Source organism: Actinomycetospora aeridis (genome assembly GCF_037400275.1).
GTDB classification, from domain to species: domain Bacteria; phylum Actinomycetota; class Actinomycetes; order Mycobacteriales; family Pseudonocardiaceae; genus Actinomycetospora; species Actinomycetospora aeridis.
This window is the reverse complement of sequence record NZ_JBBEGL010000005.1, coordinates 349537-372921: the sequence shown is the minus strand read 5'-3', so window position 1 is coordinate 372921 and position 23385 is coordinate 349537. Positions and strand designations below refer to the sequence as shown.

20 protein-coding genes and 1 tRNA gene are annotated in these 23385 nt (G+C 74.0%); 12 read left to right on the top strand and 9 right to left on the bottom strand.

Annotated features, from left to right (window positions below):
* Positions 1-30: 30 nt before the first annotated feature.
* Positions 31-405 carry a helix-turn-helix transcriptional regulator gene (locus WCD41_RS19940; protein ID WP_337715575.1) on the top strand — a complete coding sequence of 125 codons (375 nt, stop codon included), beginning with the start codon at positions 31-33 and terminating at the stop codon, positions 403-405.
* Positions 406-490: 85 nt separating this feature from the next.
* Here the strand turns inward: WCD41_RS19940 and WCD41_RS19935 are convergent, their stop codons facing one another.
* The 3 genes from WCD41_RS19935 to WCD41_RS19925 form a co-directional block, all read right to left on the bottom strand.
* Positions 491-1336 (bottom strand): oxidoreductase, encoded by an 846-nt coding sequence (locus WCD41_RS19935; protein WP_337715573.1) that lies wholly within the window; start codon positions 1334-1336, stop codon positions 491-493.
* 33 nt (positions 1337-1369) lie between these two features.
* Entirely contained in the window at positions 1370-2224 is an 855-nt protein-coding gene (locus WCD41_RS19930) for a transglycosylase SLT domain-containing protein (protein ID WP_337715572.1), read from the bottom strand.
* Between the two features lie 356 nt (positions 2225-2580).
* A complete protein-coding gene (locus tag WCD41_RS19925; RefSeq protein ID WP_337715570.1) occupies positions 2581-3519 on the bottom strand; it encodes an alpha/beta hydrolase in 939 nt (312 codons plus the stop codon).
* Between the two features lie 118 nt (positions 3520-3637).
* Between WCD41_RS19925 and WCD41_RS19920 the strand changes: the two genes are divergently transcribed.
* From WCD41_RS19920 to WCD41_RS19910, 3 genes are read left to right on the top strand one after another with little or no spacing between them, the layout of a single operon-like run.
* Complete coding sequence (locus WCD41_RS19920) at positions 3638-4012, top strand: ArsR/SmtB family transcription factor (protein WP_337716088.1); 375 nt, start codon at positions 3638-3640, stop codon at positions 4010-4012.
* Complete coding sequence (locus WCD41_RS19915) at positions 4012-4491, top strand: SRPBCC family protein (protein WP_337715568.1); 480 nt, start codon at positions 4012-4014, stop codon at positions 4489-4491. Before WCD41_RS19920 ends, WCD41_RS19915 begins: the two co-directional genes overlap by 1 nt.
* A gap of 25 nt (positions 4492-4516) precedes the next feature.
* Entirely contained in the window at positions 4517-4912 is a 396-nt protein-coding gene (locus WCD41_RS19910) for a DUF6841 family protein (protein ID WP_337715566.1), read from the top strand.
* 22 nt (positions 4913-4934) lie between these two features.
* On the opposite strand, the gene WCD41_RS19905 is transcribed toward WCD41_RS19910, so the two are convergent.
* The 3 genes from WCD41_RS19905 to WCD41_RS19895 all read right to left on the bottom strand — a co-directional run bounded on the left by WCD41_RS19905 (position 4935) and on the right by WCD41_RS19895 (position 7356).
* Entirely contained in the window at positions 4935-5441 is a 507-nt protein-coding gene (locus WCD41_RS19905) for a GNAT family N-acetyltransferase (RefSeq protein WP_337715565.1), read from the bottom strand.
* Positions 5442-5551: 110 nt separating this feature from the next.
* Positions 5552-6979 carry an HNH endonuclease signature motif containing protein gene (locus WCD41_RS19900; protein WP_337715563.1) on the bottom strand — a complete coding sequence of 476 codons (1428 nt, stop codon included), beginning with the start codon at positions 6977-6979 and terminating at the stop codon, positions 5552-5554.
* A gap of 303 nt (positions 6980-7282) precedes the next feature.
* Positions 7283-7356: transfer RNA gene (locus tag WCD41_RS19895), tRNA-Gly, on the bottom strand.
* Between the two features lie 271 nt (positions 7357-7627).
* On the opposite strand from WCD41_RS19895, the gene WCD41_RS19890 reads away from it, so the two are divergent.
* Entirely contained in the window at positions 7628-8200 is a 573-nt protein-coding gene (locus WCD41_RS19890; RefSeq protein ID WP_337715562.1) for a hypothetical protein, read from the top strand.
* Positions 8201-8356: 156 nt separating this feature from the next.
* Entirely contained in the window at positions 8357-10117 is a 1761-nt protein-coding gene (locus WCD41_RS19885) for a diguanylate cyclase domain-containing protein (RefSeq protein WP_337715560.1), read from the top strand.
* Here the strand turns inward: WCD41_RS19885 and WCD41_RS19880 are convergent.
* The 3 genes from WCD41_RS19880 to WCD41_RS19870 all read right to left on the bottom strand — a co-directional run bounded on the left by WCD41_RS19880 (position 10114) and on the right by WCD41_RS19870 (position 14364).
* Positions 10114-11070: a PGN_0703 family putative restriction endonuclease gene (locus tag WCD41_RS19880; protein ID WP_337715558.1), complete on the bottom strand. Its 957-nt coding sequence runs from the start codon at positions 11068-11070 to the stop codon at positions 10114-10116. The genes WCD41_RS19885 and WCD41_RS19880 overlap by 4 nt on opposite strands.
* A 4-nt stretch (positions 11071-11074) precedes the next feature.
* Complete coding sequence (dcd, locus tag WCD41_RS19875) at positions 11075-11662, bottom strand: dCTP deaminase (protein ID WP_337715556.1); 588 nt, start codon at positions 11660-11662, stop codon at positions 11075-11077.
* A 182-nt stretch (positions 11663-11844) separates the two neighbouring features.
* Positions 11845-14364 (bottom strand): heterodisulfide reductase-related iron-sulfur binding cluster, encoded by a 2520-nt coding sequence (locus WCD41_RS19870; protein ID WP_337715554.1) that lies wholly within the window; start codon positions 14362-14364, stop codon positions 11845-11847.
* A 487-nt stretch (positions 14365-14851) separates the two neighbouring features.
* Here WCD41_RS19870 and WCD41_RS19865 point away from each other — a divergent pair, with 487 nt between their 5' ends.
* The 6 genes from WCD41_RS19865 to WCD41_RS19840 all read left to right on the top strand — a co-directional run bounded on the left by WCD41_RS19865 (position 14852) and on the right by WCD41_RS19840 (position 23366).
* On the top strand, positions 14852-15118 hold the full coding sequence (locus WCD41_RS19865; RefSeq protein ID WP_337704079.1) for a hypothetical protein: 267 nt from the start codon (positions 14852-14854) through the stop codon (positions 15116-15118).
* A gap of 5 nt (positions 15119-15123) precedes the next feature.
* Positions 15124-16284: a hypothetical protein gene (locus tag WCD41_RS19860; protein ID WP_337715552.1), complete on the top strand. Its 1161-nt coding sequence runs from the start codon at positions 15124-15126 to the stop codon at positions 16282-16284.
* A 73-nt stretch (positions 16285-16357) separates the two neighbouring features.
* The gene (locus WCD41_RS19855; RefSeq protein WP_337716086.1) at positions 16358-19657 is read left to right on the top strand and encodes an ATP-binding protein; all 3300 of its coding nucleotides are present in this window, start codon (positions 16358-16360) and stop codon (positions 19655-19657) included.
* 173 nt (positions 19658-19830) lie between these two features.
* Positions 19831-21726 carry a hypothetical protein gene (locus WCD41_RS19850; protein ID WP_337715550.1) on the top strand — a complete coding sequence of 632 codons (1896 nt, stop codon included), beginning with the start codon at positions 19831-19833 and terminating at the stop codon, positions 21724-21726.
* Positions 21710-22303 (top strand): hypothetical protein, encoded by a 594-nt coding sequence (locus WCD41_RS19845; protein WP_337715548.1) that lies wholly within the window; start codon positions 21710-21712, stop codon positions 22301-22303. Before WCD41_RS19850 ends, WCD41_RS19845 begins: the two co-directional genes overlap by 17 nt.
* 31 nt (positions 22304-22334) lie before the next feature.
* Positions 22335-23366, top strand: coding sequence for a C40 family peptidase (locus WCD41_RS19840; protein ID WP_444876307.1), 1032 nt, complete (start codon positions 22335-22337; stop codon positions 23364-23366).
* Positions 23367-23385: the final 19 nt, after the last annotated feature.

The following is a 23385-nucleotide window of genomic DNA, read 5'->3' as shown; positions in this document are numbered from 1 at the left end:
CGGTGACGTGTTTCGTCGTAGTCTCCGGACGTGGACCTCGCCGCCGCGTCGCGTGACGGCCACCTCGCGCTGCGCCGGGTCGAGCGTCAACAGGCGGTGATCGAGCGGCTCTACGCCGCCCACGGGGCCCGGCTGCGGATCGCCGACCTCGCCCGCGACCTCGGCGTCTCGTCCCGCACCCTGGCCCGCGACGTCGAGCGTCTCCGCGACAGCGGGGTCCCGATCACCTCGCACCCGGGGCGCGGGGGCGGCGTGCGCCTCGTCCGCGTGGCCGCCCCCGCCCCGGTGCACCTCGACCTGCCCGAGGCCGCGGCGATCCTGTCGAGCCTCGCGGTCCTCGGCCCGACCGTCACCCCGAGCGCGTCGGCGGCGATGCGGAAGGTCGCCGACGCCCTCGCCGGGTGATCACCGCGTCGTTCGCGCGCGTAGAAGCAGCGAACGTCCCATTGAGCACGCCGATAGGACGTTCGCTGCGCACCAGGGGCGCGGCTCAGCGCTCGCCGGTCGGGAAGTCCGCGCCGGCGGAGACCTCGCGCCACCGCGCGGCCTCGTCGATGCGGCCCTGCCACAGCTTCGGCGCGAGGTCGGCGGCCATCTCGCCCAGCAGCAGCCGCCGGGGCGGGTCGTCGGCGTCGACGACGCGGACCATCGCCTCGCCGGCGCGGTACGGGTCGCCGGGCTGGGTGAACGCCTGCGAGCCGTCCATCGCCTGCCGCCGCGGGCCGAGGACGTCGTCGTAGGCGTGCATGGGCGTCGCGCGGACCATGCTGCCGCCGTTCCAGTCGGTGCGGAACGGGCCCGGCTCGACGATGGTGACCTTGACGTCGAACGGCGCCACCTCCTGCGCCAGCGACTCGGCCATGCCCTCGAGGCCCCACTTCGTCGCGTGGTACAACCCGGTGTTCGGGAAGGCGCCGACCCCGCCGATGCTCGAGATCGGCAGGATGTGGCCGCGGCGCTGGGCGCGCATCGTGGGGAGCACGGCCTGCATCGACCACAGCGCGCCGAACAGGTTCACCTCGACCTGCCGGCGGGCCTCGTCCTCGGAGACCTCCTCGACCCCGCCCGCGAGGCCGTAGCCCGCGTTGGCCACGAGCACGTCGATGCGGCCCGTCTCGGCGGCGACCTGGTTGGTCACCGCGAACACGGCGTCCCGATCGGTGACGTCGAGGTCGCGGGTCAGCAGCCGGTCGCCGTGCTGCGCGGCCAGGTCCTCGAGGGTGCCGGCGTCGCGCGCGGTGGCGACGACGCGGTCGCCCGCGGCGAGCACGGCCTCGACGAGGGCGCGACCGAGTCCCCGGGACGCGCCGGTGACCAGCCAGGTTCGTTCGCTCATGTCACCGGCTTACCCGCGCCGGAGCGGGCGTGCTCAGTCGGCCCGGCCGAGGCCGTCGTCGGGGATCGCCGCGCCGCCGTAGCCGATGTAGTTGCCCGCCGAGTTCCGCAGGCCACCGGCCTCGACGTCGTCGATGCTGTGGTTCGCGATCATCGTGCGGACGCCGGCCGTGATGTTGGCGACCGGGTCGAAGATGCCGCGGTCCGCGAGCTCGGGGAGCACGGCGTTGCGGAACGTCGTGTCGATGAGCTGCATGAGCCCCTTCGACGGCGTGCCGGCCGAGGCGTTCGAGTCCCAGTCGTTGACGGCGTCCGCGTTGCCCGTGGACTCCCGCATGATGATCTTCTTGACGCCGGGGGCCAGGCGCTGCGGCAGGCCCATGAGCCCGAGCGCCTTGGCGATCTGGCCGTCGAGCGTGCGCTCGTTGCCGGCCGAGTACGGCGTGCCGAACTCCAGCGGACCGTTCTCCCGCGTGACGCTCATGGACTTGATCAGCGAGGTGACGTCGTTCTCGTCGCCCGCGCTGGGTTCGTCGTCGGACGACGAGGAGGCCGCGGTCGAGACCGTCGAGGCGGGCATCGCGATCGGGCTGACCGTCGCGACACCACCCGCGGCGTGGTGCACGGCGGGCTGGGTCTGGCGGTGCTGGGACGCGAGCGCGAGCGACGCCGTCGCGGCGTCGGGTGCCGCAGGGGCCTCGGCGTCGGCGACGTGCGTGTCGAGCGTCTGGATGGCCGGGAGGACCGCACCGGCCGCGACCGCGGCGACGAGGATCGATCCCGTCGTCGAGGACCGGGAGGACAGCCGGGTTGCACGCCGGCCGGTCGGGGTACCGCTGAGGGAGAACGGGACGGTGTCGGGGTCACCTACTCCGTGACGGCTCACCATCACCTCCTCGTCGTCGGGAAAAGGTCCGGCGGAACGAGGGGGAGCCGTCGCCGTGACCAATCCGTGATCGGACGGGTCGAAACATAGCGAGGTCCCCGGATCTCGCGGCACGCCCCTCCCCGTCCTGGAGCCCCTCGATCGGGGCGATTCGCGTGTTCGTGGCGGCGAGAGGTCCGGCGGGCGGCCGGAGGTTGCCGATGCGTTCCCGTGCATGCCCGCGGGCGGGCACCCGGGCACGGTGAACGGTCTCCCGGACGACGGACGGTCACCTCGTCGACCCGCCCCGGCGGCCGTTCGGAGTACCGGACCCTTCACCGCACGGGAGCGTCGCCCGTCGGTCCGCGCGTGTCGGCTCCTCAGGTCGCGAGCAGCTCGGCCAGCGCGTCGAGGGCGCGATCGCCCTCGGCCCGCGCCGCCGCGGAGGCCGCCGCGAGCCCGAAGTACCCGTGGACGAGGGTCGGGCCCGTCAGCAGCCGGACCGGGACGCCGGCGGCGTCGAGCGCCTCCGCGTAGGCCCGGGTCTCGTCGCGGAAGGGGTCGAGCTCGGCGGTGGCGACGACCGCCGGCGCGACGTCGGCGAGGCCGCCGGGCTCGCCGGCCGCGCGGAGCGGGGCGACCGCCGGGTCGTCGCGCAGCGCGGGCTCGGGCACGTAGCGGTCCCAGAACCAGTCGACGTCCGCGCGGGTCAGGAACGGTCCCGCGGCGTTCTCGACGATCGACGGGAAGCCGCGCGCGGGGTCGAGCCCGGGGTAGAGCAGCAGCTGCGCGTCGACGCGCGGCCCCCAGTCACGGGCCAGCAGGGCGGCCCCGGCCGCGAGCCCGCCGCCCGCGCTGTCGCCGCCGACGACGAGGCGGTCCGACGGGCGCAGGGTCGCCGCCCAGCGCAGCGCGGTGTGGGCGTCGGTGACGGGCGCGGGATGGGGGTGCTCGGGCGCGAGCCGGTAGTCGACCGAGACCACCGTGGCCTCGAGGTGCGTGCACACGCGCCGGGCGGCGCCGTCGGCGGTGTCCAGGTCGCCGAGCACCCAGCCGCCGCCGTGCAGCCACACCACGGTGACGCCACGCCGCTCACCGGCGGGCTCGTAGACGCGGACGGCCACGTCGGCGTCCGGGCCGCTCACCACGTCGTCGTGCACCGTGCCGACCTCGGCGGCCTCGCCGCGACGGATCAGCGCCAGCTCGCGGTAGTTCCGGCGCGCGTCGGCGACGTCGTCGCGCCACAACGGCAGCCACCCGTCGCCCTCGAGCCGGGCGATCGCGGTGGCGAGCTCGGGGTCGATCCGGCCTGCGGTCATGGTCGGCATCCTGGGCCGTCGGGCCCGCGCTCGCAGCTCCGCTCATTCAACTGAAGGGTTGAGCATGGAGCGCGTCGGCGCTATCGTTTGTTCAACCGCAAGGTTGAGCAAGGAGACGATCGTGGACGACCAGCTCTCCCGGGTGTTCTCGGCCCTCGCCGATCCCACCCGACGCGACATGGTGGCCCGCCTGGCCGTCGCCGACGCGGGCGTCAACGAGCTCGCCGAGCCGTACGACGTCAGCGTCCAGGCGGTGTCCAAGCACCTCAAGGTGCTGGAGGACGCCGGGCTCGTCACCCGCACGCGGGAAGCGCAACGCCGGCCGGTCCACCTGGAGGCGGAGGTCTTCGACCTGATGACCAAGTGGATCGAGCGCTACCGGCGCCAGGCGGAGGAGCGCTACCGCCGTCTCGACGACGTCCTCGCCGAGATGGACACCGACTCGGCCGCCCCCACCGAACCCCGTCGACCCCGAGAACGAGGAGCATCCTGATGAGCACCACGACCCGCGAGACGACCATCACCGCCGCCCCCGACGCGCCCACGGTCCTGATCACCCGCGAGTTCGACGCCCCCCGCGAGAACGTCTTCCGCGCCCACGTCGAGCCGGAGCTCGTGAAGCGCTGGCTGGGGCCGCGCGACCTGACGATGGAGATCGACACCTACGACGCCCGGACCGGCGGCTCGTACCGCTACACCCACCGCGACAAGGACGGCGACTACACGTTCTTCGGCTCGTTCCACGAGGTCAGGCCCGCGGAACGGATCGTGCAGACGTTCACCTACGAGGGCTTCGCCGACTCGGTGACCCTCGAGACGATGACCTTCATCGACCTCGGCGACGGGCGGACCCGCCTCGAGGGCACGTCGCTGTTCGAGTCGATCGAGGCCCGCGACGGCATGATCGCGAGCGGGATGGAGATCGGCGTCAACGAGGGCTACGAGAAGCTGGACGAGCTGCTGGCGGAGTGAACCGCGCCCGGCAGGATGCGGACGCGTGGACACCAGTGACGTCACCACGTGGTTCGACGCCTACCTCGACCTCTTCGTCGCCCTCGGCCGCGGCGACCGCGACGACGTCGAGGCGATCCTCGACTTCTACGGCGTGCCGATGCTGCTCAGCGCCCCGGGGGCGAGCGGCTGGCTGCACGAGACCGACCAGGTGATCGGCGTGATCCGCGGGCAGGTCGAGGGCCTGCGCTACGCGGCGTTCGACCGCACCGTCGTCGAGGACGCCTCCACCGTGCTGCTCAACGACAGCTGCGCGCGCCACGAGGGCCGCTTCATCCGCCTCACCGCGGACGCCACGGTGATCGCGGACTTCCGGGGGAGCTACCTCATCGCCGACGGCCCCGACGGACCCCGGATCGCCGCGCTGGTGGTCGGGGGCTGAGGTCCGGCTCCGCGCCGCTCGCTCACAGCTGCGCGAACGGCGCGGCGTAGCGGAACGGGCCGCGCGGGGCGGACGGGGTGAACGCCCGCGCCTGGAAGTGCCTGTCCCACGCCGGGTCGGGGGCGTCCACTCCGAGCTCCGCGGCGGGCACGAACCCGAAGCGCCCGTAGTACGCGGGCTTGCCGAGCAGGACGACGAGCTCCTCGTCGCACGCCTCGGCGGCCCCGAGCAGGGTGTGCACGAGGGCCGTGCCGACGCCGCCGCCCTGGTGGGCGGGCTCCACGGCGACCGGCCCGATCCCGAGCGCGGGCCGTCCACCGGTGTCGCCGCGGGTCGCGACGACGTGCCCCACGACAGCGTTCCCGTCCTCGGCCACGAGCGAGAACCGCGGGATCCAGCCCGAGTCGTCTCTCAGGCGGTCGAGCAGGCCGACCTCGACCGGCTCGGTGCCGTCCCCGGCGTCGAAGGCGGCCGCCACCACGGCGCGGATTGCCGGGACGTCCTCGGGACGCTCGCGTCGCACGATCACGCGGGCAGCCTGGTCGCGGGTGCGACACGCCGCAACGGAACTCGTCAACCCACGTTCGCGCCCGGGAGACCAGGAAGGAGGCCTCGCGTCTCAGGACACGAGGGAACGGCCTACGCCGCGGTCGGCAGGGGTGGTGCGGGGCCGCCGGGGCGTGGTTGGCGGGTGGGGTCGATCCAGGGTGGTGGGGTGAACCAGGGCCGGTGGTCGATCATCTCGACGTGCCAGCCGGCGTGGTGGATCTGCTGGTGGTGGTGGGTGCAGAGCAGCACCAGGTTGTCGATCTCGGTCGGGCCGCCGTGGCTCCAGAATCTGATGTGGTGGGCGTGGCAGCGCCGCGGTCGGCGGGTGCAGCCGGGGAACGCGCAGCCTTGGTCGCGGACGGTGAGGGCGCGGCGCAGGGCGTCGGGGACGGTGCGGGAGCGTCGGCCGATGTCGAGGGGTTCGGAGCGGGTGCCGAGCACGACGGGGATGATGTCGGCGTCGCAGGCCAGCCGCCGCAGAGTGGCGGCGTCGACGAGGTGCTGGTTGTCGAGCACGCCGTGCCCGACGGCGCGGCGCAGCCAGTCGTGGTCGATGGTGACCGTGATCAGCGCCCGCCCCGCGCTACCTGCGGGCGCAGTGGCGGCCGCGGTTGATGTCTTCTCGGGTTCGGGGCGCCGGGGTTCCGGGATCAGCGCGTCCTGACCGTCGGTCGGCTCGGTCGGCTCGGTCGGCTCGGCCGGCTCGTCGGTGGGCTCGGTCGGCTCGGTCGGCTCGGCGGCTGACTGGTCGGTGGCGGGCTGGTCGGGTCTGGGTTCGTGGCGGGTGTCGGTGATCAGCCCGCCGGGGCCGAAGGCGTGGGCGAAGAGCTCTTTGAGCGCTTCGGCGCGGCGCACGGCCACGTCGCGGTGGTCGTCGGGGCCGGCGGGCCCGGAGAGGACGTCGAACCCGTGGTCGATCATCGTGGCGGCGATGACGTCGCTGAGGCGGGCGCGCAGGTCCAGGGTGCCGTTGTGGTGGCGCAGCAGCTGCACGGTGTCCGGGCCGTCCTCGCCCGGGGTGGGGGCGGCGCCGTCGGGGTCGAGGTGGGCCAGCAGCCGCTGCGCGGCCCGGGTCAGCCCGGCCGGGGACAGCGCCCGCGCCTTCTCCGCGAGGGTCTGCTCGGCCTCGGCGACCACCTTCGGGGTCAGGTGTTCGAGGGCGGCGATGCGGGTCATGGTCCGGCGGATGATGGCGATGTGGGCCTCGCCGACCGCGCCGTCGGCCAGGGCGGCCGCGGTGTGCGGCAGCCGCGGCGGCAGCGCCTCCCCGCTGACCGCGACCCGCGGGATCAGGTCGCGGGCCTCCTCCACCAGCCGGATCGCCTCCCGGCGGTCGCAGCGGGCGAGGTTCTCCACCAGCCGCTCGACCAGCCGGTCCCCGGTCCGCTCGGCCACCCCGGCCCGGTCGAGCTCGGCCACATCCTCGAGCAGCCGATAGTGCTCCACCCCCCGGGCCGCGAACCGGGCGCGGGTGCGGGCGAGCAGTGCCCGCTCGACCGCGCCGACCGGTTCGCTCATGTGTTCGAGTCTACTCCACATCGGCGACATCCGCGACAAGCAACGACAACCACGTCGCCCCCTGGACTGCCATGGAGTGTTCTGCTCGGGAGCGGCCCTCGGGTCACGAACGGCACGCCGGGCGCTCGAGCTCGGACCGGGTACGGATCGGGCGAGTGATCGCCGGCGGTGTGGTCGAGGGTTCGCCGGGGTTGCCGCCACGACGGGTCGCGGATGCTCCGGCGGGTGCCACGGCGTCCCGCAACGGCGAAGGCCCGCTCCCGAGTGATCGGTGAGCGGGCCTGTGACCTGCAAGAACCTATGTGGAGCGAGTGACGGGAATCGAACCCGCGTATTCAGCTTGGGAAGCTGATGTTCTACCATTGAACTACACTCGCGCGGTGCTCCCGGAAGCCTACACGGAGCCTCACCCGCGCGGCCCAGGGCCTGGTCCGGAGTCCCATGATCCGCCGCCCAGCGCAATCACAGGCGTGTGGTTCACCGCTCGATCACGGGCGGATCACGACCCGGGCGCGGTTTGGTCGCACGCAGCGTCACCACCCGTTAGGTCGACGGGGTAGATCCGGCAGGAGGCACTCCTGCTGGGGCTCTCCGTCGTGTTGGCTGGTCAGCGAGATGGGACCGGAGACCTGTGGGGAGGAAGCCGCCATGACTGCGCGTGAGCAGCAGGAGCGTTCCCTCCCGGAGCTGTTCGTCATCGTCGCGTCCGCGGAGGACGCCCACGCCCTCGCTCCCCTCGCCGGGCGCGACCACGAGGTGAGCCCCGTCCTCGTCGCCACGGGGCCCGACCCGATGGCCGTCGACGAGGTGCTCGACGACCTCGGTGCCCTCGCCGGGCGGGTCCTGCTCGTGGAGACCCCGGAGGAGGGGCCAGTCACCGAGCTCGTGGCGCTCCTGCCGCGGCTCGACGCCCTCGTCGCCGACGACGTGCCGGCCGTCGTGCTCGTCCGCGGCGGCTCGGCCACGGCGCTCGCGGCGACCCAGGCCGCCGTGTGGCGCGGCGTGCCGGTCGTGGCCGTGCCCGTCACGGGGACTGTCGCGGTCGACACGGCCAACCAGGCCGCCATCGCCGGGCTCGTGGCGTCGCAGGAGGCGCGGGAGGTCGAGCCCGAGCTCGTACGCGCCGCTGCCGCTGCCCACCGCCTGGTGCGCGAGCGCCCGGAGCCCGGGTCCGGCTCCCGGGTGGTGCGTCTCTCCGCGCATCGCGGCCTGTCCGCCTGACGAAGGTCACCGTCAGCGACGAGCAGGGCCGTCATCATCACTCAGTGATGAGGGGGCCACGAAAAGTAGAGGCAATTACCCAGTCCCGGCTAACGTCATGCCCCGCAAGCCTGATGGACCTGGTGGACAGGCGGCGCATCAGGAGGGCGGGGGTCGGTGAGGCGAGCACCGAGGCTGATCCACGAGGTCCAGCGCCTGGGCCTCGCGGTGTCGATTGCTGCCCTCCTCATCGTGGTGCTCGTCGTGTTCCGGCTCGTCTGGTCGGTCGCCGTGACGGCGCCGGCGGACCAGCGACTGCAGGACGGGCTCCTCGCGCTCGAGGACTCGCACCAGGCGATGCTCGACATGGACGCTTCGCTGCGGGGCTACCTGGCGACCGGTGACCAGTTCTTCGCCGACAGCGCCACCCAGGCCTCGCCGCGTCTCGCGGCCGCCGACAGCCAGATGGTCAACCTCCTCGAGGAGCCGCAGCTCCGTCAGGACGTGCTGGCCCTCCTGCTCGCCCAGCAGCGCTGGCGCACCGAGTGGGCCGACCAGGCCCGCCAGCTGCCGCCGCCCGGGGGCGCGGAGACCTTCCTCAAGCAGGGCACGGCGCTGTTCGACGACTACCGGGCCCGCAAGGACGCCACCCGGGTCGACGTCCTCGACGCGATCGAGACCGGCGACGCCGCGGCCATCGCCACCCAGTGGGTCGTCGGCGTCCTCATCGCGCTGGTCGGCGCCGGCACGCTCGTCGTCGCCCTCCGCGGGCGGCAGCGGCTGCAGCGCCACGTCGTCACCCCCGTCGACGGCCTGCTCGCCTCCGTGCGCGGCATCGGCGAGGGCCGGCTGACGCCGCCGGAGCCGGTGACGGGGTCGGCGGAGCTCGTCGCCCTGCGGGACGGCCTGGCCGACATGACCGTCGCGCTGCGCCGGCAGCGAGAGGAGGCGGCGGCCCAGGCCGAGCGGCTGCAGGCCCAGACCGATCGCCTGCGCACCATCCTGATCATGACCCGCGAGATCGCGGGCAGTCTGAACACCCGCTACGTCATCGACTCGACGGTCCAGGCCGCCGTCGCCGTGACCGACGGGCGCGTGCTGCTCTGGCTGCTCGAGGAGGACGGCAACGGCCTCGAGCTCGCCTACGACTCCGACCGCGGCGCCGTGGCCCCGATGGAGACCCACTGCAACCTCGGGGTCGGCGTCGTCGGCCGGTCGGCGCGCTACGGCCAGATCTCGCGGGGCGACCCCGACACCGGCGAGGACGCCGCCGTGGCCGTCCCGCTCGTCGTCGGTGCACGGGTGATCGGCATCCTCGAGTGCTACGACTCGCCCGACGGGGAGGTCGACGGCCAGCGCCTCTCGGCGGTCGAGATGCTGGCGACGCTGTCCGGGTCGGCGATCGAGGCCAGCCGCCTGCACGCCGCCACCGAGCGCCTCTCGCAGTTCGACCCGCTCACCCAGCTCGCCAACCGCCGCCGGCTCGGGGCGGACCTCGACTCCGCGGTGGCCAACGCGAAGCGGCACTCCTCGCCGATGTCGGTGATCATGCTCGACCTCGACCACTTCAAGGAGCTCAACGACCGCTACGGCCACCAGCAGGGCGACGTCGTGCTCCAGGAGGTCGCCTCGACGTTGCGGACCGCGATGCGCGACGGGGAGACGGCCTACCGGTACGGCGGGGAGGAGTTCGCCGTCCTCGTCACCCGCGGCGGGCCCGACGACGCCGCGAAGCTCGCCGAGCGCCTGCGCACGCGCGTCGAGGAGGACTTCCGGCGCGGCGACAAGCAGCTGGTCACGGCGTCGTTCGGCGTCGCCGGGCTGCCCGAGCACGCGGGCGACGGCGAGGCCCTGCTCAGCGAGGCGGACCGGGCGCTGTACTCGGCGAAGAACGCCGGCCGCAACCGCGTCCACCGTGCCGGTGGGCTGGTGGACTAGGCGCCCGATCGGCTGTTCTCGACGACCACCGGTCCGGTGAGGTAGCGCCGTCGCATGGTGTCGGCCCAGACCTGCAACGGGGCCTGGTCCGCACACCCGTCGAGCAGGTCGTCCAGCGACCAGAAGGCCACCTGTGTCCGCGTCGTCCCGAGCGCGGCCGACACGGTGGCGACCGCTTCCCTCGCGACGGCGTCAGCGGCCGGGGCGACGACGGTGGCCAGGCCGCCGTCGAGACGATCGTCGCCGCGCAGACCTCGCCGCACCACCGAGTCGGTGAGCATGACCGATCGCAGGAACTGGAAGGTGCGCCCGCGCAGGAGCGGCTCGCGGCGCGCGTCCCCGATCCCGAGTGCGTCGAGATGCGGTCGGTACTGCTCGAGCTTGGTGGCGAGGTCGCGCGCGGCGACACCGGACGAGAAGTCGTCCGTGTACTTGACCTCGATGCTGAGGAACACCCGCCGGTGGCCGCCGAGGCGCAGGGGTGCGGCGATGTCGAAGCTGGACCCGTCCCCGGTGTGTCGGGAGCGGGGTGGTGCCCACTCGGCGTGCAGGCCGTCGAGGGCGTGGCGGTCCGTGACCGACTCCCCGAGCCGGTCGAACCCGATCACCGGCCACTCCGTGAGCTCGGCGAAGGCGTCGGCGGCGGACGCGAGGTGCTCCCGGAGCCCGCCCGCGATGTTGAAGGCCAGCGGTTGGCTCGAGAGCATGTTGCGCCAGAGCCGGTCGTCGAACACGTTGAATCCGGCGCTGCGGCCCAGCGCGTAGTCGTGTGCCGCGCCCGAGACGAAGTTCCAGCCTCCCTCGACGGGCGTCGATCCGTGGAACTCCCGTGGAAGGCAGTACTCGACGGTCGGCAGGCGGCTCGTGGGGTGGGTGGGCGGCCCGGCCGGCAGACGGAGGACCTCCTGCCGCCACCGGGACTGCAGCTGCTCGTAGTGGCGCTTCGTGACCACGGGCTCAGCCCTCGTCCGTCGGCAGCCCGCGACGGAAGTTGACGTACGAGCGCGACGGCGTCGGACCCCGCTGGTCCTGGTAGCGGGAGCCGTAGACCGGCGAGCCGTACGGGTGCTCGGCGGGCGACGAGAGCCGGAACAGGCACAGCTGCCCGACCTTCATGCCGGGCCAGAGCCGGATCGGCAGGTTCGCGACGTTCGAGAGCTCGAGCGTCACGTGGCCCGAGAAGCCGGGGTCGATGAACCCGGCGGTGGAGTGGGTCAACAGGCCCAGACGGCCCAGACTGCTCTTCCCCTCGAGCCGGCCCGCGACGTCATCCGGCAGCGTGATGACCTCGTAGGTCGAGCCGAGCACGAACTCGCCGGGGTGCAGCACGAACGCCTCGTCGCGCGCCGGCTCGACCATCCGCGTCAGGTCGTCCTGCTGCAGAGCGGGGTCGATGTGCGTGTAGGCGTGGTTGTTGAACGTGCGGAAGTGCCGGTCGAGGCGCAGGTCGACGCTGGAGGGCTGCAGCAGCGTCGCGTCGAACGGGTCGAGCCCGACGCGCCCGGCCGCGATCTCGGCGCGGATGTCGCCGTCGGAGAGCAGCACGAACGGACCCTATCGAGCGTGCGAACGGGGACTTCGTGCGCATAGAAGCAGCGAGATACCCGTTCGCTGCGAACAGGCCGGCGCCGAACAGGCCGGCGCCGAACAGGCCGGCCCCGGAGACACGAACGGCGCCTTCGCTGCCTCGATAGCAGCGAAGGCGCCGTTCGTTCGTCTGGCGGGGGTCAGCTCTCGCCGGACGGGTGCTGCACGTTGGCCGAGGTGGCCGCGGTGTCGGGGTCGGAGTCGCCCTCGTGGTCGGTCTCCGTGGTCGCCTCGGGCTGACCGCGCTTGACGGCCGCGAGCAGCATCTGCGAGACGTCCATGACCTCGGTGCCGACGGCCTTCGACTCGCTCTGCCGTTCGGTGAGCCCGTCGGTGAGCATCACGCGGCAGAACGGGCAGCCGGTGGCGATCGTGTCGGTCTCGGTCTGGATGGCCTCGTCGACGCGCTCCATGTTGATGCGCTTGCCGATGTGCTCCTCCATCCACATCCGCGCACCCCCGGCGCCGCAGCACAGCGCGCGGTCGGCGTGCCGGGGCATCTCCTTGAGCTCGGCGCCCGCGGCCTCGACCAGCTCGCGCGGCGGGCTGTAGACCTCGTTGTGCCGGCCCAGGTAGCACGGGTCGTGGTAGGTCACGGTCTTGCGCGCCCCACCGTTCGACCCACCGTGCCCGTTCCCGTTCGACCCCGCGTGCCCGTTGGTCGACTCCTTCTCCGCGAGGGCGACGGCGGCCGGGGCGGCCTGGTCGCCGTCGTGGCCCGGCGTGCCGTGGCCGTTGGCGGCGATGAGGCCGCGCTCGGTGCCGTCGGAGTGGGGGCCGTGGTACTGCAGGCCGGTCGCCGGGTTGATGTCGATCTTCGCGGTGGGCACCGGCGAGGACTCCGGCGCCACCGGCACCAGCTTCTTCTCGCGGACGAGCTGGTTGAGCAGCTGGGTGTGGTGGACGACCTCGTAGTGGCCGTCGAGCTGCGGGTACTCGCGCCCGAGGGTGTTCATGCAGTGCGGGCAGGTGGTGACGATCTTGCGCGTCCCCGGCTCGCGGCCCTCGAAGACGGCGTCGAGCATCTCCTTGGTCTGCATGGCCATCATCTGGAAGAGGAACTCGTTGCCCGAGCGCCGCGCCGGGTCACCGGTGCAGCTCTCCTCCTTGCCCAGCACGACGTAGTCCACGTCCGCGATGTGCAGGAGCTCGGCGACCGCGCGCACCGTCTTCTTCGCGTTGTCGTCGAACGCGCCGGCGCAGCCGATGAAGAAGAGGTACTCGGTCTCCGGGGCGAGCTCGCCGTCGAACTCGGGCACGTCGAAGGGCAGGTCCTTCGCCCAGTCCATGCGCGACGAGTTGTTCTGGCCCCAGGGGTTGCCCTTGTTCTCGAGGTTGCGGAACAGCACCCCGAGCTCGGCCGGGAACTCCGACTCGATCATGACCTGGTTGCGGCGCATGTCGATGATGTGGTCGACGTGCTCGATGTCCACCGGGCACTGCTCGACGCAGGCGCCGCAGGTGGTGCACGACCACAGGACCTCGGGGTCGATGACGCCGAGCGCCTCGGCGGTGCCGACGAGCGGCCGCGAGGCCTGGATGTCGTCGCTCTTGCGGTAGCGCTCGTAGCCGGACTCGGGCACGCCGTGCCCGTCGTGCACGGGCTCGCCGGGGTTGTTCGCGCCGGCCTGGGTGGCGGCGCCCTCCTCCGGCATGTCCTTGCCGCCGATCATGTACGGCGCCTTCGCGAACATGTGGTCGCGCAGGTCCATGATCAGCAGCTTCGGCGACAGCGGCTTGCCGGTGTTCCACGCCGGGCACTGGCTCTGGCAGCGACCGCACTCGGTGCAGGTCGCGAAGTCGAGCATGCCCTTCCACGTGAAGTCCTCGATCTTGCCGCGACCGAACGAGGCCTCCTCCGGCGGATCCTCGAAGTCGATCGGCTTGCCGTCGTGCTCGATCGGCGGCACCGGGCCCAGCGCCTTGGGCAGGCGCTTCGCCGAGACGTTGATCGGCGCGATGAAGATGTGGAGGTGCTTCGAGTAGAGCACGACCACGAGGAAGATCAGCGCGACCGCGATGTGCAGCAGCAGGAAGACCGACTCGAGGACCTCGAGCACACCGACCGGGATGCCGGAGAACAGCGCGCCGACCCCGATCGAGGCCCAGGCGCCCGAGTCGTAGGGGAAGTAGCCCAGCGCCGACGACGCGCCGCGGAAGGCGAACAGCGTCCACACGACGTTGAAGATCAGGAAGAGGATCAGCCAGGCGCCACCGGTGTGGCTGCCGTAGAAGCGCGAGGTGCGGGCACGGCGCTCCGGGGCCTGCTGCACGCGCATGATCGCGAAGGCGATGATCGAGATCAGCACCATGATCGCGATGAAGTCCTGCAGGAAGCCGAGGACCGACCAGCGCCCGATCAGCGGGATGTGGAAGTCCTCGACGAACAGGGCGCCGTAGGCCTCGATGTAGACCGTCAGCAGGATGATGAAGCCCCACATCGTGAAGAGGTGGGCGAGCCCCGGGATCGACCAGCGCAGCAGTTTGCGCTGCCCGAACACCTCCACGAACTGGGCGCGCACGCGCGCGCCGAGGCCGTCGGCACGCTTAGCGTCGGGCTGACCGGAGGCGATCAGGGTGTAGAGCCACCATGCCCGGCGCGCGGCCACGACCGCCACGACCAGGGTCAGGGCGAGCCCCAGGACCAAACGGACGATCACGACGGGACCTCCCCGTGGGCCGGGTCCGTGGTGGAGGACCCGGTGAGACAACGACTGCGTCGGCGGCACTGTAACGGCCGGTACGGACCTCGGCGCTGCGAGAGGTGACGGAGCCTACTCACCGGTAACCGCGTCGTTCGTCCGGTTCCCGACGACGGGTGCTCCGTTCGCCGACACGGTCGAGCGATGCTTTGCGAAAGGAAACCCGGGCGCGCCACGCCGGAGCGTGATGACCGCCCGTGCCGTGGAGATCACGATAGGCTCGTCCGGACCAGGAGAGCGGGTGGGTGCCACCCGCCCGTTGCGGAGGGTCGACGATGTGGGCACGCCTGTGGGGGAGGGCGTGCGACCCGTGTGCCCACAGGGCTCCCACGGGTGTGACGGGCCGGTCGCGGAAGGTGTTGGATTCCCTGCAGACGCCGTGTTTACTCGACCGGTCGAGAACGGGTCCCGCTACCACGACCAGCACGTCCGCAGGAGGACCGCCATGACCGTCACGTTCCTCGGCGCCGACCTGGTCGCGCAGGCCCCGGGGACCGGTGGTCTGCAGGGCTGGATCCAGGACAACATCGTCCCGCTGATCCTCCTGGGCATCGCGATCATCATGCTGTGGATCGGCGGTCGCGGCGACAACGCCGGCGTGGCCCGCCGCAGCATCGGGCTGATCATCGGTCTCGTGGCCCTCGGCATCGCGCTCACGCCCGGCGCGGGCGCGCGCGTCGGCGCGTTCTTCGCCCAGCTCATCACCGGGTGACGCGGGTGCACATCCGCACCGACGACGAGGTGTACCGCGTCGACGCCGTCTGGCTCGGCCCGCCGCGGGCGACGTTCCCGTGGCGTGCGCGCTACTCGGCCTACGGGGTCGGGCTCCTCGTGATGCTCCTGGTGATGTTCCTGCAGCGTCGCCTCGGCATCGACCTCGGCTTCTTCTCGGTGGCCTGGGCCCTGCTCATCACCGTCGCGATCACCCGGTTCGTGTCCCGGCGCATCAACGACGAGCGGCCGCTGCTGGAGTGGCTGACGCTCTTCGTCCACGAGCTGCGCGGCCCCCGCGCTCACCAGCGCGTCACCGGCGGGGCGCTGACCACCGGACACGTCACGGTGCGCCGCGACCGGCCCCGCCTCGCCGGCGCCCCGACGGCCGTGGCGCTCCCCCGGGGGAGCGATCGCGCGGAGACCGCGCTCCCGGCGCGCGTCCGGGCCGACCCCGCCGATGTTGCCACCGACGTCCCCGCTGACGACGCCACCGACGACGCCACCTGGGGCCCACCCCCGCGGGCGGACGGCAGCGACGCCGGCGACGCGCCGGCCGTCCCCGCGCCGCGCGCCGAGCCCGCGGGCGACCACCTCACCCCGAGCCTGGCCGACGCCGGGCCGTCGCACGCGCGGGCGACCCGCCGCGGCACGGGCGACGGCGCCGACGCCGCCGACGCCGACGCCCCGCGGTCGCGTCCGGCCCGCACCGACGACCGTCGCCGCACGTCGGCGGCGGCCGCCCGGAAGAAGGCCTCCGGCCGGACCCGCCCGCGCGCCGTCGAGGGCGACTTCGGGCCGCCGTCGAGCGCCGACATCGGCGCGCCGCCGGTGGACGGGACGCCCGAGCTGCCGCCCGCCGCGGACACCCGGTCCGCCGACGCGGTGATGGCGGCGTGGACCCGTCCGCGGGCGAGCGCGCCCCGCGAGGCCGTCCCCGCCCGTCGTGCCGCGGCCGACCCCGACAGCACCCAGCGCCGCCCGGCCCGCCCGCGGCGGCGTCCCGGCTGGCCCATGTCGAACGAACCCGGGTCGAACGAGCCCGCGTCGAACGAGCCCCCGGCGGCACCCGTCGCGCCGTTCGGTCCCGGCACGCGGCCCCGGGACGGCGAGCCCGGCAGCGAGCAGCGGTCCCGGCGAGGTGATCCCGGTGCTGCGCCGCGGTAGGCGGCGCGCCCCCGACCGCGGTGGCGCGGACGCCCCGCTCGAGGCGATCGAGGCCGGTGACCGCGGGGGCGGCCTGCGCCCGGCCCGCACCACGGGCCAGCACGGCGCCGGCCAGCAGCGCGGTGGGCGACGCGGCCGCTCGCTCGTCGGGGAGTCGCCCGCGGCGGGCTATCGGTCGTCGATCGCGCTGCGGGCCATCGACGGCAACCTCGCGCGCACAGCGTCGTCGGTCACCGCCTGGTACCGCCTCGCCCCGCAGCCGTGGAGCTTCCGCAGCGACTCCCAGCGCGAGACCCTCATCCGCCAGATCGCGACGCAGCTCGGCGAGCTCCAGGGCCGCTGGCTGCACGTCCGCGTCACGTCCCGGCCCTATCCCGTGGCGCTGTGGGCGGAGACCTTCGACCACAACGCCCCCGGTCGCCTCCCGGACGTGTCCGGCGCGCTGAGCTGGGAGAGCTTCCTCGAGGGCGAGCAGCGCCACCTCATGGGCCTGTCGATGTCCGACAAGGAGGTCTTCCTCGGGGTCGAGGTGTCGGGCCGCTCGGTGGTCGACCGCTGGCTGGAGGGCGCCGCGCCGATCCTCGGGCGTCTGGTGCCGTCGGCGGCGACCGCGGAGCTCGCCGCGCTGGAGTCCGAGATCGCGCACGTCGAGGCGCTGGTCTCGCGCGCAGGGCTCGACGCGGTGCCCGCGACGGCCGAGGACATGGCCTGGCTGATGCACCGCTCGTGCTCGCTGGGGCTGCCGGCCCCGCGCACGGTCACCCCGGCCTCGGGCGAGCACTGGGAGACCGAGGACCTCGCGGCGTTCACCGACGGCGTCGCGCTGCACCAGGAGCCGTACGCGCCGACCGTGCAGGTGCTCGGGCGGTTCGGGACCCAGCCGGTGCAGCGGCACGTCGCGGTGCTGTCGGTGGGGCTCATGGACGGGCTGCGCATCCCGGAGGCCGACGACCCGTGGATGCAGCGCAGCGACCGGCTGCCGTTCCCCGTCGAGTGGTCGGCGCGCATCTACGTCCGCAAGCCCGAGGAGGTGGCGGGCGAGCTGCAGCGCCAGATGGGCAAGGTGCGCAGCCAGATCCGGCACTACACCCACGACCACGACCTCGACCCGCCGATGTCGCTCGCGCGCCAGGCCGACCGGGTGCTGCAGATCGAGGACGAGCTCTCCGGTGGGCTCACGCAGCTCAACACCCGGGTCTACGGGTGGTGGCGCGTCGCCGTCTCGGGGCGCGACGAGGGTGAGGCGCTGACCCGCGCGCAGCAGGTGCTCGACCTCTACCGCCCGCGCGTCGCGATGGAGCACCCCGAGGCGCAGTACGCCTACGCGCGCGAGTTCATCCCGGGCGAGCCGCTGGCGTCCACGGCCTACCGCCGTCGCGGCTCGGTGACCTGGATGGCGGCGGGGGTGCCGGCGGCGTCGGCGTCGGTGGGCGACCGGCGCGGCATCATGCTCGGCGAGACCTGCACGGCCACCCGCCGTCCCGTCGCCTGGGACCCGTGGATGGCGCAGGAGGTCCGGCGGGCCTCGGGCCTCACCGCGATCGTGGGTGGTCTCGGCTCCGGCAAGTCGTTCCTCACCGGGCTGCTCGTCTACAAGACGCTGCGGGCCGGCGCCCGGTGGACGGTGCTCGACCCGTCGGGGCCCCTCGCGGAGCTGACGAAGCTCCCCGAGCTCGCCCCGTTCTCCCGGCACATCCACCTGCTCGGCGCCGACCCCGGAATCCTCAACCCGTACCGGGTGGTGGCCGAGCCGCGGCGCGACCACTTCCTCGACGAGGACGACCCGGACAAGGCGTGGCGCCGGGAGCGTTCGCTCGCCGCCGCGACCCGGCGCCGTCTCGTGCTCGACGTCCTCACCGGCCTGCTGCCCTTCGACGTGGCGCGCATGCCCCACACCCGGATCGTGCTGCTGCGCGCGGTCCGCGAGGTCGGGGGCGCGCCGGACCGCGATCCCGGGCAGGTCATCGCGGTGCTGCGCCGCCACGCACGCGAGGGCGAGGAGCACGCCGACGTCGTCGCGGACTTCCTCGAGGAGCGCCGCGAGCTGCCCCAGGCCGCGCTGCTGTTCCCCGACGCGAACACCGACCCCCGCCACGACCCGTGGCAGGGCGAGGAGGACTACCGCCTCACGGTGCTGACGATGCAGGGGATGTCCCTGCCGCGCCCGGGCAGCCCGCGCGAGGAGTGGACCGACGGCGAGTCCCTCGCGGTCGAGCTGCTCAACCTGGCGTCCTGGCTGACCCAGCGCACGATCTACACCGCCGACCGGAACCTGCGGAAGGGCGTCGCGCTCGACGAGACCCACTTCCTGTCGCAGATCCCCACCGGCAAGGTGCTCATCGACCGGCTCGCCCGCGACTCGCGCAAGTTCAACGTCCGCGCGCTGTTCGCCTCCCAGCTCGCGGGCGACCTGCTGCGCGTGCCCGGGTTCGCGTCGCTGGTCAACGCGGTGTTCGTCGGCCGCACCGACGACGAGGAGGCGCAGGCCGAGGCGCTGCGCCTGCTGCGGGTGCCCACCGACGTCGGCTACGAGGAGATGCTCGGCACCCTCTCGCCGCGCCCGCGCCACGACGACCGCCCCGACGACACCCCCCGTCAGTTCGTGTTCGCCGACGGGCACGGGGGCGTCGAGAAGATCCGGATCGACCTCGAGGGGCCGCACCTCGAGCACCTGCGCGACACGCTCGACACCAACCCCGACGCGCGCCGGGTGCGCCCGCTGCCGGCGGCGTCCGCGCCCCGTGCGGTCCCGCCGGAGACGGACGCCGAGCGCACCGGGCCGGTGCCGATCGTGCCGCCGGTCGGCGCGGCGGCGGGCCCGCCGAGCGGGCCCCTGCCCACCGCCCCCGACGTGCCGCCGGGCCCGGCGCGGTCGGCCCCTCCCCACTCGGCCGCTCCCCACTCGGCCGCGCCGCGCTCGACCCCCGCCCGCAGTGCCCCGCCCCCGCCGCCGGGCACGGCGCGCGTCTCGCCGGTGACGCCGTCGCGCGACCCGCTCGCCGAGCGCACGGTCGTCGAGGGCACGGTGCTCGACGAGCGGCCCGACGCGGCGGCGATCGCGTCGCGGCCGGACCGCGAGCGCTTCGACGAGCGCCTCGACGACCTCGCGCCCGACCTCGACGACGACCTGGGCGCCCTGCCGGCGCCCGCGTCCGGCGGCGACGACGACTGGGCCGAGGCCTGGGTGATGGACGAGGCCATGGGTGAACACGGCGCGACGGGCGACGCGGTCGGCGAGCTGGCCGACGACGCCGACCGGGCCACCGTCACCACCCCCGCCGACCGCAACCCGGGCTGGCGCGAGGGCAGCGAGGTGCACGACCCCGGTCGGTGGGTGGGCGCCGGCCGGCGCGCTCCCGGGACGCCCGGGTGACGCTCGTCGTCGCGATCCTCGCCGCCGCCCTCGTCGTGGGGTGGCGGCGTTCTCGTCGCGCGCGCGGCGCCGGGCCCAGGAACGAGGGAGCCCTTCGCTGCGTCCCACGCACTCGAGGAGTCCCTCGCGCCGCGCGGCGCGGGCGGCGGCGCGCCGTCACCGTCGTCGTCACGATGCTCACCGGGATGGTGCTCGTCGCGCTGCCGGCGTCGGCGGCGCCGCTGGACTGCAAGGCCCCGCCCGACCCCGACCGGCCCGGCACGGGGCTCGTGGGCTCGCTCGACCCGGCCCCGCTCGGGGTCGGCGCGCCGGGGAGCGTCTACCACGAGGTCGGCTACGCCGGGCAGATCTGGTGGACCTACGACCTCGGCTGCGGGCCGGGCGGCGCCCGCGACCCGGCGGCGGCGACCGACACGTGGCTGGGCAACCAGTTCTTCAACCTCGCCAAGCTCGTGGTCGGCGGCGTGAACTGGTCGCACTACCTCATCGAGCGCGGCTCGGGGCTGCTCCAGCCGCTCGACGGCATCGTGCAGGCCGGCACGCAGGCGATGTACAACGCGGTGTTCACGACGTGGGTCGGGCTCGCGCTGATCGTGCTCGCGGCGATCCTGCTGGTGCTCGCCATGCGCGGCGACCTCTCGCGCCAGGCCCAGCGGGCCGGGATCGCGGTGATCGCCCTCGCGGTCGCCGCCGGTGCGTACGCGGCGCCGGTGCGCTGGTCGAGCATGCTGGACGGGGTCCTGCTCGACGGCGTCACCGCGATGCAGCGCGGGTTCCTCTCGCAGGTCGGGGTCGGGGACGCGAACACGTTGCCGACGGTGCTGACCGACCAGATCGTCTACAACAACTGGCTGCGCGGGGAGTTCGGCTCCGCCGACGTGCCGCAGGCCCGCGACATGGGCCGCGAGCTGCTGCGGGCGCAGGCGTTCACCAAGCAGGAGATCGCCGACGGCCAGGACACCGAGGCCACGGCGGAGGCGAAGAAGCAGGCATACACGAGCGTCGCCGACCGGGCGGGCGACCGGTACAGCTACTTCCAGGGCCGGCAGGGCTCGCGGACCGGCGCGGGGATGCTCGCGCTGATCCAGGCCGTGTGCATCGGGCTCTTCCAGCTGATGAGCAAGCTGCTCGTGCTCGTGTCGATGCTGATCATCCGGCTGCTCGTGATGATCGCCCCGGCGCTCGCGGTCCTGGCGCTGCTCAAGCCCGAGGTGCTCCCGGCGACCCTGCGCGTCGGCGGCGCGGCCCTGGTCAACACGCTGCTGGTGGGCGCGATGGCGGGCCTGCACTCGCTCATGGTCATCGCGCTGTTCCGGCCCGGGGCCGGGGTGGACACCTGGCTCGCGCTGCTGGTCACCGGGGTCGTGACGATCGTGCTCTGGGCGCTGGCGCGCCCGTTCCGGCGGCTCGCGGCGATGGTGTCGCTGACCCGCGACCAGATGAGCGGGTTCCTCCCGCCCGCGGGCGGCAGCGGCGGGATGCTGTCGCGCTTCATGCCGCGCTCGCCGTCGCGCCAGGACGACTGGTGGACCGAGCGGCGCGGCACGGGCGGCGGGGACGGCGACGGCTGGCGCCCGGAGAGCAGCGCCCCCTCCCGTCCCGACGTGACGGCTGCTGCGGCCACGGCGTCCACGGCGGCCGCGACGACCGCGCCCGGCCCGGTGCGGGTCGACAGCGAGCGGGTCGCGGCGCGCGGGGGCGGGACGGGCCACGACGCCGACCCCGCCGCGGCGCTCGCCTCCCGGACCGCGGCCCAGCGCGCCCTGCCCCGCGGGGCCGGGGTCGTCCCCGGCGGCCCGCCGCGCGGCGACCGTGACGCCACCCCGGCCCGCGCCCAGATCAGCGACGCGGACCGCAGCCTCTACCGCAGCGTCGCCACGCGGACCGGCGACGCCGGGGGAGCCGGCGGTCCACGGCGCCCGGTGCAGGCCGAGCTCGTCGACGGCGCGCCGGTCTACCGGATCTACCGGCCGAGCCGTCCCATCGGGTCGGGCTCCTCGGGCCGGTCGGGGCGCTCGACCCCCTCGCGGACCTCCGGCGAGGGAGGCGCAGGTGCCGATCCGGACTAGGCGCGGGCGCGCGGCGGCCTACCGCGCGCTGTGGGAGTGGCCGCTGCACTCCCCGGCGCGCCTGTTCCTCGTCGTGGTCGTGCTCATCGCCCTCGCCGTCGGGCTCTCCTACCTCGGCGGCTCGCTCGGGGGCTCCGGAGCCGGCTCGGGGCGGGCGCTCGGCCCGGCCCCGTCCGCGACGAGCCCGTCGTCCGCGACCGCCACCGCCGCGCCGGGGCCGGCGCCGGTGACCGAGCTGCGCCCGCAGAGCCTGCCGCTGACCGCGGCGCCGCCGGTGGCGCTCGCCGTCGCCGACCGGTGGACGCGGGCGTGGGCCACGCATCCGCCGGGCACCACCCCGCAGCAGTGGAGCGCCGGGCTCGCCCCGTACACCACCGACGAGTACCTCGCGGTGCTGTCCTCGGTCGACCCGGCGAACGTGCCCGGGAGCGCCGTCACGGGGCCGCCGCAGGCCGTCGACGTGCGCCCGGAGGCCGTCCGCGTGCAGGTCCCCACCGACGCGGTGCGCCTCGAGCTCCTGCTGGTGCAGGTGGGCCCGGGCGACTGGCGGGTCTCCGGCTACGACCGGGCGTCCTGACGTGATCACGCCGCCGCGGTTGCCTCCCCGCCTGCGCATCCTGCGCCTGCTGCTACCGGTCGCCGCCCTCGCGGCGTTCCTCGTCGTCGTGCTCGCGGCCGGGCTGCTCGTCGTCGGCCAGTTCGTGCCGGGCGGCGGGGAGGACGCCGACAGCACCACCTGCGAGGCCGGCACGGGCACGGGGCCGTCGAGTGACGCCCCGCAGACCTCGGCCGAGCTCGACGAGGTGCAGCGCCAGACGGCGGCGACGATCATCGGCGTCGCCAAGGGCATGGCCGTGCCGCCGCGCGGGTGGGTGGTGGCGCTGGCGACGGCCATGCAGGAGTCGCAGATGGGCACCGTCGGCATGGACGTCGCGGTGGACCACGACTCGCTCGGGGTCTTCCAGCAGCGCCCGAGCCAGGGCTGGGGCACGCCCGCGCAGGTCCGCGATCCGGTCTACGCGACCCGGACCTTCCTCGAGCGCCTGCTCACGGTCCCCGGCTGGGACACGATGCCCGTCACACAGGCCGCCCAGATCGTGCAGCGCTCGGCGTTCCCCAACGCCTACGCGAAGTGGGAGTCGCTGGCGAACAGCCTGGTCACCGACCTCGCGGGCGTGGCCGGCGCGATCCAGGAGTGCGTGCCCGCCGCGGAGGCCGGCCCCGGACCGGCGGCCGCCCTGCCGCCGGGCGTCGCCCGCACGGCCATCGAGTTCGCGACGGCCGAGACCGGCAAGCCCTACGTCTGGGGCGCCACCGGCCCGAGCAGCTACGACTGCTCCGGGCTGATGCTGCGCGCCTACCAGCGGGCCGGCATCGTCCTGCCGCGCGTCTCGCGGGACCAGTACCACGCGGGCGCGCACGTGCCGGTGGAGCAGGCGCAGCCGGGGGACCTGCTGTTCTGGGCGTACGACGAGTCCGACCCGGACACCATCCACCACGTCGCCATGTACCTCGGGAACGGACAGATGATGGAGGCCCAGCAGACGGGTGTCCCGCTGGGCACCCGGGCGGTGGAGTTCGACGAGGGGGAGCTGCTGCCGCTGGCCACCCGCCCCGGAACAGGGTCTGATCGGGCCTGACCCGCACGCCGCTCCCGCT

Coding starts and splice junctions, on each gene's coding strand:
- WCD41_RS19850 (WP_337715550.1), top strand. CDS start 19,831: ATGCTCACCGGGATGGTGCTCGTCGCGCTGCCGGCGTCGGCGGCGCCG.
- WCD41_RS19935 (WP_337715573.1), bottom strand. CDS start 1,336: ATGAGCGAACGAACCTGGCTGGTCACCGGCGCGTCCCGGGGACTCGGT.
- WCD41_RS19930 (WP_337715572.1), bottom strand. CDS start 2,224: ATGGTGAGCCGTCACGGAGTAGGTGACCCCGACACCGTCCCGTTCTCC.
- WCD41_RS19915 (WP_337715568.1), top strand. CDS start 4,012: ATGAGCACCACGACCCGCGAGACGACCATCACCGCCGCCCCCGACGCG.
- WCD41_RS19900 (WP_337715563.1), bottom strand. CDS start 6,979: ATGAGCGAACCGGTCGGCGCGGTCGAGCGGGCACTGCTCGCCCGCACC.
- WCD41_RS19890 (WP_337715562.1), top strand. CDS start 7,628: ATGACTGCGCGTGAGCAGCAGGAGCGTTCCCTCCCGGAGCTGTTCGTC.
- WCD41_RS19865 (WP_337704079.1), top strand. CDS start 14,852: ATGACCGTCACGTTCCTCGGCGCCGACCTGGTCGCGCAGGCCCCGGGG.
- WCD41_RS19925 (WP_337715570.1), bottom strand. CDS start 3,519: ATGACCGCAGGCCGGATCGACCCCGAGCTCGCCACCGCGATCGCCCGG.